The following is a 14,760-nucleotide window of genomic DNA, read 5'->3' on the forward strand; positions in this document are numbered from 1 at the left end:
CCGTTTTGCACGGGCCTGGCTTTACCCTCGTACGCATGACCAGCGACGACATCGCACTGCCCGGCCACCCCCGCTCGCTCCAGTCCTACACCGCGCTCTCCCCGGAGCAGGTCGAGGCGGTGCTCTCCCTGCTCGCGGAGGCCGCCGCCCACGACGGACAGCAGGCGGTGTCCGAGCAGGGACGGCTGCAGCTGCGCGGCGGCGAGCGGGAGGGCGTCTCCCACCTGCTGCTGACCGTCGACGGCGAACTCGTCGGATACGCCCAGCTGGAGGACACCGACCCGGTGGAGCCGCCGGCCGCGGAACTCGTCGTGCACCCCGCGCACCGCGGGCACGGGCACGGGCGGGCGCTGGGGGCCGCGCTGCTCGCCGCATCCGGCAAGCGGCTGCGGGTGTGGGCGCACGGCGGCCACCCCGCCGCCCGCCACCTGGCCCAGGTCCTCGGTCTCACCCTCTTCCGCGAACTGCGTCAGATGCGGCGCCCGTTGGCCGGTCTCGACCTGCCGGATCCGGTGCTGCCGGAGGGCGTGACCATCCGCACCTTCGTGCCCGGCCAGGACGACGCGGCCTGGCTCGCGGTGAACGCGGCCGCGTTCGCCCACCACCCCGAGCAGGGCTCCCTCACCCAGCGCGACCTCGACGACCGCAAGGCCGAGCCCTGGTTCGACCCGGAGGGCTTCTTCCTCGCCGAACGGGAGGGCCGGATCGTCGGCTTCCACTGGACCAAGGTGCACGCACAGGAGCGGCTGGGCGAGGTGTACGTGCTCGGGGTGAGCCCGGAGGCCCAGGGCAGCGGCCTCGGCAAGGCGCTCACCACGATCGGGCTGCGCCATCTGGCGGGGCTGGGCCTGCCGACGGCGATGCTGTACGTGGACGCCGACAACAAGGCGGCGGTGTCGGTGTACGAGCGGCTGGGGTTCGTGACGCACGAGGTGGACCTGATGTATCGCACGGAGACATGAGTGCAGTGACCTGAGAGTGCAGTGACCTGAGAGTTCGGTGAGCTGAGAGTTGGACGCGGTCCGCTATGTAGTCGACAACGGCGTCAAGTGGGCCAACCTGCCCTGTGACTTCCCGCCGTACCGGCGGGTGCACGCGTTCGCCCGCCGCTGGCAGGTGATGGGCCTGCTCGCCGAGCTCCACGACCGGCTGCGCGACACCTTCCGTTCCCCTTCGGTGGGTCCTGGCCGTTCGGCTGGGGTCTTGGCGTGTCCGTTTCCGATCACCGTGGGATGGTCCCCCGTCATGGGGAGACACATCCGTGAGTGCCTGGAGGTCACCGGAGGGGCCGGAAAGCCGGAGTGGGTGGAGCCGGACGTGCTGACCGAGCACGGGGTCGCCCAGTGGACAGAGATGCCGCTGTGGCGGACGCGCGCGGGCGTGTGGGCGGTCGACTCCAGCCGGGCCGTGGCCGCGGGGCTGCACTGCCGGCCGATCGCCGAGACGATCCGCGACACCTGGGCGTGGCTGGCTGCCGACGGGCGCCCCGTGGACCACCCGAGGTGGGCGGAACACGGGATCGCCCCGGAGAAGGAAGCGAAGATCCTCGCCTCCCTGAGCTGACTGCTCAGGCTTCCAACTGGAGGAGCGCCGAGCGGGTGCTGAGCTGGTGCGCGCTCGCGGTGCGGGTGAAGTCCTCGACGCGGTCGCGCAGCCCGCGCGGCAGCGTCGAGGACCGTCGTCGAGCACATCCGCAGCGTTCTCGTCGCTACCGGTGTCCTGCCCCGGCGGGATGAGCGGATGGTCCGTCTCGAACGGCACGTGGCTCCGGTGAGCTGAGACCCAGGTGATGTGAGACCTGGGGTGACCTGAGACTTCGGTCAGCCCGCCGGCTGTCCCCGGCGCCGCGCGCCCAGGTGCCGCAGTACGCCCCGTCGCCGGACCGGTTCCCTCACGCACAGCCCCCATGCCGCGGCCGCCGAGCACAGCAGCAGCGCCCAGCGCGGTCGTGGAGGCCCGCACCACCGGCCGCCAGCTCAGCGCCCTGATCCGCCCCGCCGGCCCGCTGCCCGGCGACTGGCGCGCTTCCGCCCCCTCGCTGGAGGAGCTGCTGCTGTCCTGTCTGCGCAACCCCGAGACCCCCTCCTCGGCCGACACCACCACGGAGGCCGCCGCGTGACCGCCACCCTGACCACCCCGGCGGTGGTCTCCGAGAGTCACCGCACCCCGCGCCAGCTGCGCTGGCTGCTGCGGCTGCACCGCCCGGCCGCGCTCGCCTGGACGTGTTCGTGCTGCTCACCGCCCTGCTGATCCTCGCGGCCCCGCGCCTCCTGCGCCGCCGCACCGCCTGAGCACCGCTGCCGCGCGCCGCCCGGCCGAGCGGCCCGTACGCCCCCGTCCCTGACGTGCGGGCGTACGGGCCACCCCCCCCCGTGAAGGGCGTACGGGCCACCGCCGTGCAGGGCGTACGGGCCACCGCCGTGAAGGGCGTACGTCATGTCGCCGTAACCGCCGATTCAGACGGGCTTGCGACGCTCGGCCAATGCATCGCGCCGCGCCAGAGCCTTCGCCGCCCCGCAGGGGCGCCGGGCGGAACGGGGACGCCTCAGGGGCACCACCGCTCCCGCCGGCGCTTTCCGACGCGCCCGTGACGCGGTCGGCGCGGAAGAATGGGTATATGAGCCAGCCGAATGCCCAGGCACAGGTACAGCACGCCCAGCCCTCCGTGGGCTCCATAGCCGCGCACCGCCCGCACACCGTCGCGGCCGTGGTCTCCGATCTCGAACCCGACATCGACGCGGACCTGGACGGCTACGAGGAGGCACCGCACGACGGCGCCGCCCCGCTGCCGCAGGGACGTTTCCTGGACCGTGAGCGCAGCTGGCTGGCGTTCAACGAGCGCGTCCTGGAGCTCGCCGAGGACCCGGCCACGCCCCTGCTGGAGCGCGCCAACTTCCTGGCGATCTTCGCCAGCAACCTGGACGAGTTCTTCATGGTCCGGGTGGCCGGTCTCAAGCGGCGCATCGCCACCGGCGTCGCCACCCGCTCCGCCTCCGGCCTGCAGCCGCGCGAGGTGCTGGAGATGATCTGGGCCCGCTCCCGCGAGCTGATGGCCCGGCACGCCGCCTGCTACCACGAGGACATCGCCCCGGCCCTGGCCGAGGAGGGCATCCACCTGGTCCGCTGGAGCGAGCTGACGGAGAAGGAGCAGGCCCGCCTGTTCACGCTCTTCCGGCACCAGATCTTCCCGGTGCTCACGCCCCTCGCGGTCGACCCGGCGCACCCCTTCCCGTACATCTCGGGCCTGTCGCTGAACCTGGCCGTGGTCGTGCGCAACCCGGTCACCGGCCACAAGCACTTCGCCCGGGTGAAGGTGCCGCCGCTGCTGTCCCGCTTCCTGGAGAGCTCCCCCGGCCGCTACGTGCCCATCGAGGACGTGATCGCGGCCCACCTGGAGGAGCTGTTCCCGGGCATGGAGGTGCTGGAGCACCACGCCTTCCGGCTCACCCGCAACGAGGACCTCGAGGTGGAGGAGGACGACGCCGAGAACCTCCTGCAGGCGCTGGAGAAGGAGCTCATGCGGCGCCGCTTCGGCCCGCCCGTCCGGCTGGAGGTCGAGGAGTCCATCGACCGCGAGGTGCTGGACCTGCTGGTGCGCGAGCTGAAGATCAGCGAGGCCGAGGTGTACCCGCTGCCGGGTCCGCTCGACCTCACCGGCCTGTTCCGCATCCACAGCCTGGACCGGCCCGAGCTGAAGTACCCGAAGTTCGTCGCCGGCACCCACCGGGACCTGGCGGAGGTGGAGTCCGCCTCGGCGCCCGACATCTTCGCCGCCCTGCGCAACCGGGACGTGCTGCTGCACCACCCCTACGACTCCTTCTCGACCTCCGTACAGGCCTTCCTGGAGCAGGCGGCGGCCGACCCGGACGTGCTGGCCATCAAGCAGACCCTGTACCGCACCTCGGGCGACTCCCCGATAGTGGACGCCCTCATCGACGCCGCCGAGTCCGGCAAGCAGGTCCTGGTCCTGGTCGAGATCAAGGCCCGCTTCGACGAGCACGCCAACATCAAGTGGGCGCGGAAGCTGGAGGAGGCCGGCTGCCATGTGGTGTACGGCCTGGTCGGTCTGAAGACCCACTGCAAGCTGTCCCTGGTGGTCCGTCAGGAGGGCGACACCCTGCGGCGCTACAGCCACGTCGGCACCGGCAACTACCACCCGAAGACCGCCCGCCTGTACGAGGACCTCGGTCTGCTCACGGCCGACCAGCAGGTCGGCGCCGACCTCTCCGACCTGTTCAACCGCCTCTCCGGCTACTCCCGCCGGGAGACCTACCGGCGGCTGCTGGTGGCGCCCAAGTCGCTGCGCGACGGCCTGATCTCCCGCATCGAGAAGGAGGCCCAGCACCACCGGGCCGGACGCCCCGCCTACGTACGGATCAAGGTCAACTCGATCGTGGACGAGGCGGTCATCGACGCCTGCTACCGGGCGTCGCAGGCGGGCGTGCCGGTCGACATCTGGGTGCGCGGCATCTGCGCGCTGCGGCCGGGTGTCGAGGGACTGTCGGAGAACATCCGGGTGCGGTCCATCCTCGGCCGCTTCCTGGAGCACTCGCGGGTGTTCGCCTTCGGCAACGGGGGCGAGCCCGAGGTGTGGATCGGCAGCGCCGACATGATGCACCGCAACCTCGACCGGCGTATCGAGGCACTGGTCCGCGTCACCGACCCGGCCCACCGGGCGGCCCTCAACCGCCTGCTGGAGACCGGCATGTCCGACACCACCGCGTCCTGGCATCTCGGCCCGGACGGCAACTGGACCCGGCACGCCACGGACGCGGACGGCCAGCCCCTGCGCAACATCCAGGAGATGCTCATCGAGGCCCGGAGGCGCCGGCGTGGCTCAGCAGCACCCTGACCCGACCGCCCCCTGGGACCGCCCGGTCCCCGCGGACGCCCTGACCGGCTACCTGCGGGCCCGGGCCACCGAGTTCCTCCGCGCGCTGCGCCGGCACCGGGAGACCGGCGCGGGCGCGGCCGGCCCGGGCGGTTCCCTCGAGGCGGCCAGGGCGCTGCGCCGCGCGGCCCGCCGCATCAGCGGCACCCTGCACACCTTCCAGCCCCTGCTGGCCCCGGAGTGGTCCGAGTCCCTGCGCCCCGAGCTGGCCTGGATCTCCAGCACCCTGGCCCACGAGGACGCCTGCGCGGCCCGCCTGGACCGCCTGCTGCACGCGCTGCAGCGCCTGTCCGGCGCACCGGTGGCGCCGTCCCAGGGGGCCGGCGCGGTGAGCGGACGGACGGCACCGGTCCGGACTGGGCCCGGCCCCTCGGGGATGCCGGGCTCCGGTGGCGTACGGGCCGCCATCCCGGGCGAACGCACCACAGCGACCGGCGCCGCAGCGATCAGCACCGGCACGGTCGGCACCCTCCCCCACGCCTCCCCGGGCACCCGCACCGCCGCCGCCCCCGCCGACCACCTCACCGTGGGTGCCGCCAAGGCCGGCGCCCTGCTGGACCGGCAGCTCACCCTCGCCCGCACCCGGGCACACTCCACCGCGCTGCAGGCCCTCGACTCGTCCCGCTTCCACGCGCTCGCCGACAAGGTGGCCGTCCTGGCCAGCGAGGTGCCGCTGGCCCCGGCCGCGGGCGACGCCGATCTGCGGCCGCTGGCAGGGGCGGCCGAGGAGCGGCTCACCGACGCCGTGGCCGCGCTGCCGCTGGTCACCGCCGGCAGCCCGTACAACGCGGAGGCGCTGATCCACGGGCTGTCCCCGGACCCGGCACCGCATCCGCAGGACACCCCCTGGCACCAGGCCCGCCTGCTGCTGCGGCTGCACCGCTACGCCCGCGAAGTGCTGCTCGCCGCCCACCCCGGCGGCGAACCGCCCGCCGAGGCCCGGCTGCGCGCCGCGAGCGAGGCCCTGGACCGGCACCGGGACGCCGCCGAGGCGGCCGCGGCGGCGGCGCAGGCGGCCCGCACCCCGCGCATCGCCCCGGCGACGGCGTACGCGCTCGGCGTGCTGCACGCCGACCAGCGGCATGAGGTGGAGGCGGCACGGTACGCGTTCCAGCGCTGCTGGCAGCAGGAGCGGGAACGGAAGGAAGCGATCGGCACCGCGTAACGCGGGAAGCCGAAGAACGTACTCGCTGTACTCGCCGTACGCGCCACCCGCACCCGCACCCGCACTCGTACTCGCACTCGTACTCGCACTCGTACTCGCACCAAGGAGGCACACGCATCGTGGGCACCCCCGGCACCTCCCCCCGCCCTGGCTCCCTGGTCGTCCGTGCCGCCGGGTGCGTCCTGTGGCGCCACCATCCGGTGACCGGCGTCCTCGAGCTCTGCCTGGTCCACCGCCCCCGGTACGACGACTGGTCCTGGCCCAAGGGCAAGCTGAAGCGCGGCGAGGACCCGCTGGCGGGCGCGTTGCGCGAGGTCGCCGAGGAGACCGGCTACACCGCCGTGCCCACCGCCGAGCTGCCCACCGTCCGCTATCTGGCGAAGGGCCGCCCCAAGGAGGTGCGCTACTGGGCGGCCGAGGCGGCCGCCGGTTCCTTCTCCCCCAACGCCGAGGTCGACCGCATCCTCTGGCTGCCCCCGTACGTGGCCCACGCCCACCTCACCGCGCCGCGGGACGCGGATCTGATCCCGGCCCTGCTGGCGACCCTGCGGGAGAGAAGTGACGCCCTCGCCCTGCTGGTGTGAGCGTTCCGCGACCTCACCGCCCCGTCCACAGGGGTTCACCCCTCGTTCATTCACGCCCTTCGGCGCCGTCACCTGTTCTGCCTAATTTCGGCCGTACGCGATGCGGATCGCCCGAAGAAGGAAGCATCCGCATCACTGACACCTCGCACGCCGCCGAATGCAGGACGGCGGCTCCTGGAAGGAACTCAAGTGAAGCTTCAGCGCAAGAACCGGCGGGCCCTCGCTCTCGGTGCTCTCGCCGTCTCCGGCGCCCTGGCCCTCACGGCGTGCGGCTCCGACGACACCGGCAACGCGAACGGCGGTGACGCCTCCGCCACCGCCGCGGCCGGCAGCATCAAGTGCGACGACGCCCAGGGCCGGCTGCAGGCATCCGGCTCCTCCGCGCAGAAGAACGCCATCGACGCCTGGGTGAAGCAGTACACCGCCGTCTGCAAGAACGTGCAGATCAACTACCGCCCGGACGGCTCCGGTGCGGGTATCACCGCGTTCACCCAGGGCCAGACCGCCTTCGCGGGTTCCGACTCGGCGCTGAAGCCCGACGAGGTGGAGGCGTCGAAGAAGGTGTGCTCCGGCGGCCAGGGCATCGACCTGCCCATGGTCGGCGGCCCGATCGCCGTCGGCTTCAACGTCCCGGGTGTGGACTCCCTCGTCCTGGACGCGCCGACGCTCGCCCGGATCTTCGACAGCAAGATCACCAACTGGAACGACGAGGCGATCAAGAAGCTCAACCCGGGCGCGGACCTTCCCGACCTGAAGATCCAGGCCTTCCACCGCTCCGACGAGTCCGGCACCACGGACAACTTCACCAAGTACCTCAAGGCCGCCGCGCCCGAGGACTGGAAGTACGAGCCCGGCAAGGCCTGGGGGGCCAAGGGCGGCCAGTCCGCGCAGGGCTCCTCCGGTGTCGCCCAGCAGGTCAAGCAGACCAGCGGCGCCATCTCCTACTTCGAGCTCTCCTACGCCAAGGACGGCATCAAGACCGTCGACCTGAAGACCGAGGCCGCCGAGCCGGTCAAGGCCAGCGTGGAGAACGCCACCGCGGCCATCGGCGCCGCCAAGGTCACCGGCACCGGCAAGGACCTCGCGCTGCAGCTGGACTACACCCCGTCCGCCGAGGGTGCCTACCCGATCGTCCTGGTGACGTACGAGATCGTCTGCGACAAGGGCAACAAGGCGGAGACCCTGCCGGCCACCAAGTCCTTCCTGAACTACATCGCCTCCGAGGAGGGGCAGAGCCTGCTCGCCGGGGCCGGCTACGCCCCGATGCCCGAGGAGATCATCACCAAGGTCCGCGAGACCGTCTCGGGCCTGAGCTGATCCGAGCGTGCGGCCCGGCGCCGGTGACGGGGCCGGTCCGCACCGTCCGGTGCACCGCCCCGAGGAGCCCCCGGACGCCGGGCGGCTCCGACCGAGCCGCCCGCCCCGGCGGCTCCGCAGACCGGAGACCCCGATGGACATGACGACTCAGCAGACACCTCCTCCACCCCTTCCACCACCCGCACCACCGGAGCGCCGGCCCGCCGCGCGTGGCGCCACCCGCCCCGGCGACCGGATATTCCTCGGGCTCTCCCGCGGCTCCGGCATCCTCGTCCTGGTGATCATGGCCGCCATCGCGGCCTTCCTCACCTACCGGGCGGTCCTCGCGATCAGCAAGGACGAGGCCAACTTCTTCACCGCCTTCGAGTGGAACCCCAGCGGCGTCCCGCCGCAGTTCGGCATCGCGGTGCTGGCCTTCGGCACCGTCGTGTCCTCGGTCATCGCCATGATCATCGCGGTGCCGGTGGCCGTCGGCATCGCCCTGTTCATCACCCACTACGCCCCCCGCCGCCTGGCCGGGCCCATCGCGTACGTGATCGACCTGCTGGCCGCCGTGCCGTCCATCATCTACGGCCTGTGGGGCGCCCTGGTCCTGGTGCCGAACCTGGACGGCCTCTACGGCTGGCTCGACGCATACCTGGGCTGGACCGGGATCCTCGAGTGGAACCAGGGCGCCCCGCGCTCGCTGTTCACCGTCGGGATCCTGCTGGCCATCATGATCCTGCCGATCATCACCAGCGTGAGCCGCGAGGTGTTCGGGCAGGTCCCGCGGATGCACCAGGAGGCGGCCCTGGCCCTCGGCGCCACCCGCTGGGAGGTGATCCGCATGGCGGTGCTGCCGTTCGGCCGCTCCGGCGTGATCTCCGCCTCCATGCTCGGCCTCGGCCGGGCGCTCGGCGAGACCATGGCCGTCGCCATGGTGCTCTCCCCGAGCTTCGACATCGACGCCAGCCTGCTCGACCCCGGCGGCGGCACCTTCGCCCAGAACATCGCCGGCAAGTTCAACGAGGCGACCGAGATGGGCCGGGACGCGCTGATCGCCTCCGGTCTGGTCCTGTTCGTCATCACCCTGCTGGTCAACGGCGCGGCCCGGCTGATCATCGCCCGCCGCAAGGAGTACTCGGGGGCCGCCGCATGAGCCACGCACTGCACGAAAAGCCCGCCGCCGGCAGCCTGCGCGGGGCGCGCCTGCCCCGGTGGTTCCCGTGGGCGGCGGCCGCCGGTTCCGTCGCCGCCGGCCTCGGCATCAGCACCGCCGCCGGCCTGCACAGCGACATCCAGTGGGCGCTGATCGCCGCCGCGCTGTTCGTCCTCGGCTCCTACGCCCTCGCCGCCAAGGTGGAGGGCCCCCGGCAGGCCCGGGACCGCACCGCGACCAGCCTGGTCTGGGTGGCCTTCCTGCTGGCCGTCGTCCCGCTCGCCTCCCTGACCTGGGAGACGGTCGAGCAGGGCGTGAAGGTCCTGGACGGCTACTTCCTCAGCCACTCGATGGGCGTCGTCGCCGACAGCGAACCGGGCGGCGGCATCTACCACGCGATCCTCGGCACCCTGGAGCAGGTCGGCCTCGCCACCCTGATGTCCGTGCCGGTCGGTGTCCTCACCGCCGTCTACCTGGTCGAGTACGGCCGGGGCAGGCTGGCCAGGGCCGTCACCTTCTTCGTCGACGTGATGACGGGCATCCCGTCCATCGTGGCGGGCCTGTTCATCCTCAGCCTGTGGATCCTGATCCTCGGCATGGGCTACTCCGGCTTCGCCGGCTCGATGGCCCTGTCGATCCTGATGATCCCGGTGGTGGTGCGCTCCACCGAGGAGATGCTCAAGCTCGTCCCGAACGAGCTGCGCGAGGCCTCGCTCGCCCTGGGCGTACCGAAGTGGCGCACCATCCTGAAGGTGGTCCTGCCGACGTCCATCGGCGGCATCACCACCGGCGTGATGCTCGCCATCGCCCGCATCACCGGTGAGACGGCCCCCGTGCTGCTGCTGGTCTGGGGAACGAACTTCATCAACGCCAACCCGTTCCAGGACCCGCAGGCGTCGCTGCCGATGTACATCTACCTGCAGTACACCAACGGCTCGGACGCGGCCTACGACCGGGCCTGGGCGGCGGCTCTGACGCTCATCGCCTTCATCATGATCCTCAACCTGGTGGCCCGCGGCATCGCCCGCTGGAAGGCCCCGAAGACGGGTCGCTGACCCGGACACCACGACCGACCAGACCCGTCAGCGGCACCGGCAGCGACCCGCGACCCGAAAGAAGCAGTGATTGCCATGGCCAAGCGCATCGACGTCAGCGGCCTGAACGCCTACTACAACTCCTTCCTGGCCATCGAGGACATCTCGATGACCATCGAGCCCCGCTCGGTGACGGCCTTCATCGGCCCCTCCGGCTGCGGCAAGTCCACGTTCCTGCGCACCCTCAACCGGATGCACGAGGTCACCCCCGGCGGCCGGGTCGAGGGCAAGGTCATGCTGGACTCCGAGGACCTCTACGGCAGCGGCATCGACCCGGTGGCCGTGCGCCGCGAGGTCGGCATGGTCTTCCAGCGCCCGAACCCGTTCCCCACCATGTCGGTCTACGACAACGTGGCGGCCGGCCTGCGCCTGAACGGCAAGTACAAGAAGCCGGAGCTGGACGACATCGTCGAGAAGTCCCTCAGGGGCGCCAACCTCTGGAACGAGGTCAAGGACCGGCTGCACAAGCCCGGCACGGGCCTGTCCGGCGGTCAGCAGCAGCGGCTGTGCATCGCGCGGGCGATCGCCGTGGAGCCGAACGTGCTGCTCATGGACGAGCCCTGCTCGGCCCTGGACCCGATCTCCACCCTCGCCATCGAGGACCTGATCGGGGAGCTGAAGGAGCGCTTCACCATCGTGATCGTCACCCACAACATGCAGCAGGCGGCCCGGGTCTCCGACCGCACCGCCTTCTTCAACCTGGCGGCGGTCGGCAAGCCCGGCAAGCTCATCGAGATCGACGACACCGAGCGGATCTTCTCCAACCCGTCTGAGCAGGCCACCGAGGACTACATCTCCGGCCGCTTCGGCTGAGCGGTCCCCCTAGGGCCTGCCCCTGGCCCCTCGCGGTGCTGCATGGCGGTGCCACCGCGAGGCCGCAGAAAGAGCCCGCCCCCGGGACCCGGGGGCGGGCTCATGCGTTTTGCGTGCGGCCGGAGGCGTCCTACAGGACCGCCAGCTTCACTATCCAGAAGGAGGCGGCGGCGACCACCGCGGCGGCCGGCATGGTGATGAACCAGCCGAGGATGATGTTCTTGGCCACGCCCCACCGCACGGCGTTGATCCGCTTGGTGGCGCCCACACCCATGATCGCCGAGGTGATCACGTGGGTGGTGGAGATCGGGGCGTGGAAGACGAACGCCGAACCGAACATGATCGTCGCGCCGGTGCTCTCCGCCGCGAAGCCCTGCGGCGGGTCCAGCTCGATGATCTTGCGGCCCAGGGTCCGCATGATCCGCCAGCCGCCGGCGTAGGTGCCCGCGGACAGCATCACCGCACAGGCGATCTTCACCCAGACCGGGATCGGGTCGCCGTAGTCCTCGACATCCGCGATGACCAGCGCCATCACCACGATGCCCATGGTCTTCTGCGCGTCCTGCAGACCATGGCCGAGCGCCATGCCCGCCGCGGACACCGTCTGCGCGATCCGGAAGTCCCGCTTGGCCTTGTGCGGGTTGGACCGCCGGAAGATCCACATGATCGCCGCCATCACCAGATAACCGGCGACCAGACCGACCACGGGCGAGACGAACATCGGGATGACGATCTTCTCCAGCACACCGTCCCAGTACACGGCGGTGCCGCCGGCCAGGGCCGCGCCCACCATGCCGCCGAACAGCGCGTGCGAGGAGGAGGACGGCAGCCCGAAGTACCAGGTGATCAGGTTCCAGACGATCGCACCGACCAGCGCGGCGAACAGGATCCCCATGCCCGTCGAGCCCTCGGGCGTCTCGATCAGCCCCTCGCTGACCGTCTTGGCGACCCCCGAGCCGAGGAACGCACCGGCGAGGTTCATCACGGCCGCCATGGCGAGCGCCACCCGCGGGGTGAGGGCACGCGTCGACACGGACGTCGCGATCGCGTTCGCCGAGTCGTGGAAGCCGTTGGTGTACGTGAAGAAGAGCGCGACCCCGATGGTCACGACCAGAGCGAAGGTGTCCATTGAGGGGTCAGGACTCCTTGACGGCGATGGTCTCCACCGTGTTCGCCACATGCTCGAAGGCGTCGGCCGCCTCTTCGAGTACGTCCACGATCTGCTTCAGCTTGAGGACCTCGATGGCGTCGTACTTGCCATTGAAGAGGTGGGCGAGCAGCTTGCGGTGGATCTGGTCGGCCTGGTTCTCCAGGCGGTTGACCTCGATCCAGTACTCGGTGAGGTTGTCCATGGTCCGCAGATGCGGCATGGCCTCGGCGGTCAGCTCGGCGGCCCGCGCCAGCACCTCGATCTGCTGCTCGACGCCCTTGGGCAGTTCCTCGATGTTGTAGAGGACGACCAGGTCGACGGCCTCCTCCATGAAGTCCATGATGTCGTCGAGGGACGATGCGAGGGAGTAGATGTCCTCGCGGTCGAACGGCGTGATGAACGAGGAGTTCAGCTGGTGGAAGATCGCGTGCGTGGCATCGTCGCCCGCGTGTTCCGCGGCCCGCATACGCTCTGCGATCTCGGCCCGGGCGGAGGAGTCCGCCCCGAGCAGTTCCATCAGGAGCTTGGAGCCCGTGACGATGTTGTCCGCGGAAGCGGCGAACATGTCGTAGAAGCTCGTCTCCCTGGGGGTCAGACGAAAGCGCACGTGGGGTCCTCAGGGTGCATCGGTTTCGGTCAGGCTGATGCTAGGCGCATCATCCGGCCGCGACTAACGGGCCGCCCCCCAGTGTCGCCCATCAGTCACGGTGATGAGCAGGGGGGCGGTCGGGCAAGGGGCCCATACCCGGCAAGGTTCGGTACCATATACCCACCAGGGGTATATATCGCCCAGAGCAGCAGCCACAGCAGCAGGAGGACGCCATGACGACCACCGAGGCCGGCGCCGGTTCGCCCTCCGCCCCGGACGTGACCGAGGAGCCGACGGACATCGTCACCGACCACGACCGCGGCGTCCACGGCTACCACAAGCAGAAGCAGGAGCACCTCAAGCGGCTGCGCCGCATCGAGGGCCAGATCCGCGGCCTGCAGCGGATGGTCGACGAGGACGTCTACTGCATCGACATACTCACGCAGGTGTCCGCCTCCACCAAGGCGCTGCAGTCCTTCGCGCTGCAACTGCTGGAGGAGCACCTGCGGCACTGCGTCGCCGACGCGGCCCTCAAGGGCGGCGACGAGATCGACGCGAAGGTGAAGGAGGCCACACAGGCCATCGCCCGCATGATGCGTACCTGACCGGGCTGACGCCGTACCCGGCCGGGGCGCTCAGCGCCCGCCGCGCAGGGACTTCCGGTCCTTGCCCGCGCGTTCCTCGGCGACCCGCAGCACCTTGTCGATGCTCTCCAGGCTGAGCCGGTCCTCGGCGGCGGAGGCGGCGATCATCAGCTCTCCGGTCAGCTCGATCTCGGCGAGGGCAACGTGGTCCTGAACCGTCCCACCCCCGAGCGGAGCCACGCGCGTCACCTCATCTCTGCCGTCATCGGCTTCCTAGAGTAGGGAGCGCGATACGGGGCGCGCATGGCACGTAAGGGCTAGTTCACGCCGGTCACTCCTCGGCGATCCGGCCCGCGTAGATGTCCTGCGCCTCGGGAAGCCGTACGTCCGCGGGGGCCCCGAAGTCGTAAAGCAGTGTGGTGGATGCCACAGCGACCGGGGTCTCCTGCTGCCCGTTCACAAAGCTGAACCGGTGCCGGATCTTGCGGATCCGCCCCTGATCGTCCAGATACACGTCGAACGGCACCTCGGCGGTGGCGAACCCTTTCGCTGCCGCCCGCAGCGGCCCCCGGTCGGCCTCGCCGGCCTTGCGCGCCGCCACGGCGAGATCCGCGGTCCCCCGGTAGTGCCGCACCGCCGTCCCGGCCACCTCGGTCCGCTTCACGAAGGTCGCCGTCCGCGTCCCGCGCAGCACCTCGGCCGCGGCGAGCGGATCGGTCACCCCGCCGGTGACGAGATTGCCGTCGGACAGCGTCGCGGTGTCCACCCGCACCCACTTGTCGGGAGGCACACCCGCCCCCCGGTTCTTCATGTACAAGGCACCAGGCGCAAGCAGCTCAGTAATGGGTTGCCGGGCGCTGGCCCCCGCCGGATCCTCCGGCAGCACGACCTTCAGCCGCCCGAGCCGATGGGCGAAGTCATAGACACCCTCGCCCCGGATCGTCACCCGGGTCCCCCCGGTCGCCATCTCCATCGACGTACGCGCCTTGGAGCTCCCCGCCTCGACCAGCGCGTCGGCGGCCTTCTCCACCACCTCGACCGCGTCCTCGGCGGGCGGCCCCCCGGTCGCGGCCCCGCTCGGCGCGCACCCGGAGCCCGTGCCCCAGAGGCACCCGACCACCCCGGCCGCAACGACCCCCACACCGGCCCGCCTGCCCAGCAGCTGCCGCCGCGATCCAGCCATCGCCTCGCCTACCCCCGCTACGTCCGACACGGGCCGCCTGTCGTTCCGGTTAACGACGAGTAGGACACCCCGTCACGCGCGGCCCGCCGGGGCTATGCCGCCCCCTGCCGACCTCGGACGCCGCCCCACCCCCGTCCCCTGCGTCTACGCCCGACGAGCCCCCACCCCACGCCCCCGAAGAACCACACCGCCGAGTGACCCAAGGGGGCCCATAGCTACCCAGCTGCGGGCAGTCGCTGCGTGGCTGCGGAC

16 protein-coding genes and 1 pseudogene are annotated in these 14,760 nt (G+C 71.2%); 13 read left to right on the forward strand and 4 right to left on the reverse strand.

Going from position 1 to position 14,760, the window contains the following annotated elements:
- Positions 1-35 precede the first annotated feature (35 nt).
- The 12 genes and pseudogenes from mshD to pstB all read left to right on the forward strand — a co-directional run bounded on the left by mshD (position 36) and on the right by pstB (position 11,002).
- Positions 36-962 (forward strand): mycothiol synthase, encoded by a 927-nt coding sequence (mshD, locus tag ABD198_RS20475; RefSeq protein WP_344003864.1) that lies wholly within the window; start codon positions 36-38, stop codon positions 960-962.
- A 49-nt stretch (positions 963-1,011) separates the two neighbouring features.
- Positions 1,012-1,131, forward strand: a pseudogene (locus ABD198_RS30750) (transposase); the annotation flags it as partial.
- A 114-nt stretch (positions 1,132-1,245) separates the two neighbouring features.
- Positions 1,246-1,563: a hypothetical protein gene (locus ABD198_RS20480; RefSeq protein ID WP_344003867.1), complete on the forward strand. Its 318-nt coding sequence runs from the start codon at positions 1,246-1,248 to the stop codon at positions 1,561-1,563.
- Between the two features lie 343 nt (positions 1,564-1,906).
- Entirely contained in the window at positions 1,907-2,119 is a 213-nt protein-coding gene (locus tag ABD198_RS20485; protein WP_425580515.1) for a hypothetical protein, read from the forward strand.
- Positions 2,116-2,250: a hypothetical protein gene (locus tag ABD198_RS20490; RefSeq protein ID WP_344003870.1), complete on the forward strand. Its 135-nt coding sequence runs from the start codon at positions 2,116-2,118 to the stop codon at positions 2,248-2,250. The genes ABD198_RS20485 and ABD198_RS20490 overlap by 4 nt, the downstream gene beginning before the upstream one ends.
- A 367-nt stretch (positions 2,251-2,617) precedes the next feature.
- Entirely contained in the window at positions 2,618-4,852 is a 2,235-nt protein-coding gene (locus ABD198_RS20495) for an RNA degradosome polyphosphate kinase (RefSeq protein ID WP_344003873.1), read from the forward strand.
- A complete protein-coding gene (locus ABD198_RS20500) occupies positions 4,833-6,056 on the forward strand; it encodes a CHAD domain-containing protein (protein WP_344003876.1) in 1,224 nt (407 codons plus the stop codon). Before ABD198_RS20495 ends, ABD198_RS20500 begins: the two co-directional genes overlap by 20 nt.
- Positions 6,057-6,175: 119 nt before the next feature.
- Positions 6,176-6,640 (forward strand): NUDIX hydrolase, encoded by a 465-nt coding sequence (locus tag ABD198_RS20505; RefSeq protein WP_344003879.1) that lies wholly within the window; start codon positions 6,176-6,178, stop codon positions 6,638-6,640.
- Between the two features lie 189 nt (positions 6,641-6,829).
- Entirely contained in the window at positions 6,830-7,957 is a 1,128-nt protein-coding gene (gene pstS / locus ABD198_RS20510; RefSeq protein ID WP_344003882.1) for a phosphate ABC transporter substrate-binding protein PstS, read from the forward strand.
- Positions 7,958-8,090: 133 nt separating this feature from the next.
- Positions 8,091-9,095: a phosphate ABC transporter permease subunit PstC gene (pstC, locus tag ABD198_RS20515; protein WP_344003885.1), complete on the forward strand. Its 1,005-nt coding sequence runs from the start codon at positions 8,091-8,093 to the stop codon at positions 9,093-9,095.
- Positions 9,092-10,150: a phosphate ABC transporter permease PstA gene (pstA, locus tag ABD198_RS20520; protein WP_344003887.1), complete on the forward strand. Its 1,059-nt coding sequence runs from the start codon at positions 9,092-9,094 to the stop codon at positions 10,148-10,150. Before pstC ends, pstA begins: the two co-directional genes overlap by 4 nt.
- A gap of 75 nt (positions 10,151-10,225) precedes the next feature.
- Positions 10,226-11,002, forward strand: a complete 777-nt coding sequence (pstB, locus tag ABD198_RS20525; RefSeq protein WP_344003889.1) for a phosphate ABC transporter ATP-binding protein PstB — start codon at positions 10,226-10,228, stop codon at positions 11,000-11,002.
- A gap of 130 nt (positions 11,003-11,132) precedes the next feature.
- Here pstB and ABD198_RS20530 read toward each other — a convergent pair whose 3' ends face one another.
- Positions 11,133-12,131, reverse strand: a complete 999-nt coding sequence (locus ABD198_RS20530) for an inorganic phosphate transporter (RefSeq protein ID WP_344003892.1) — start codon at positions 12,129-12,131, stop codon at positions 11,133-11,135.
- 7 nt (positions 12,132-12,138) lie between these two features.
- Positions 12,139-12,759 carry a DUF47 domain-containing protein gene (locus ABD198_RS20535; RefSeq protein WP_046778610.1) on the reverse strand — a complete coding sequence of 207 codons (621 nt, stop codon included), beginning with the start codon at positions 12,757-12,759 and terminating at the stop codon, positions 12,139-12,141.
- A gap of 215 nt (positions 12,760-12,974) precedes the next feature.
- Here ABD198_RS20535 and ABD198_RS20540 point away from each other — a divergent pair, with 215 nt between their 5' ends.
- A complete protein-coding gene (locus ABD198_RS20540; RefSeq protein ID WP_344003897.1) occupies positions 12,975-13,346 on the forward strand; it encodes a metal-sensitive transcriptional regulator in 372 nt (123 codons plus the stop codon).
- Between the two features lie 30 nt (positions 13,347-13,376).
- Here the strand turns inward: ABD198_RS20540 and ABD198_RS20545 are convergent, their stop codons facing one another.
- Together ABD198_RS20545 and ABD198_RS20550 are read right to left on the reverse strand one after the other, a co-directional pair.
- The gene (locus ABD198_RS20545) at positions 13,377-13,574 is read right to left on the reverse strand and encodes a hypothetical protein (RefSeq protein ID WP_344003900.1); all 198 of its coding nucleotides are present in this window, start codon (positions 13,572-13,574) and stop codon (positions 13,377-13,379) included.
- Positions 13,575-13,656: 82 nt separating this feature from the next.
- On the reverse strand, positions 13,657-14,508 hold the full coding sequence (locus ABD198_RS20550) for an SCO4651 family lipoprotein (RefSeq protein WP_344003902.1): 852 nt from the start codon (positions 14,506-14,508) through the stop codon (positions 13,657-13,659).
- Positions 14,509-14,760: the final 252 nt, after the last annotated feature.

This window comes from Streptomyces thermocarboxydovorans, assembly GCF_039524635.1.
Classification (GTDB): Bacteria; Actinomycetota; Actinomycetes; order Streptomycetales; family Streptomycetaceae; genus Streptomyces; species Streptomyces thermocarboxydovorans.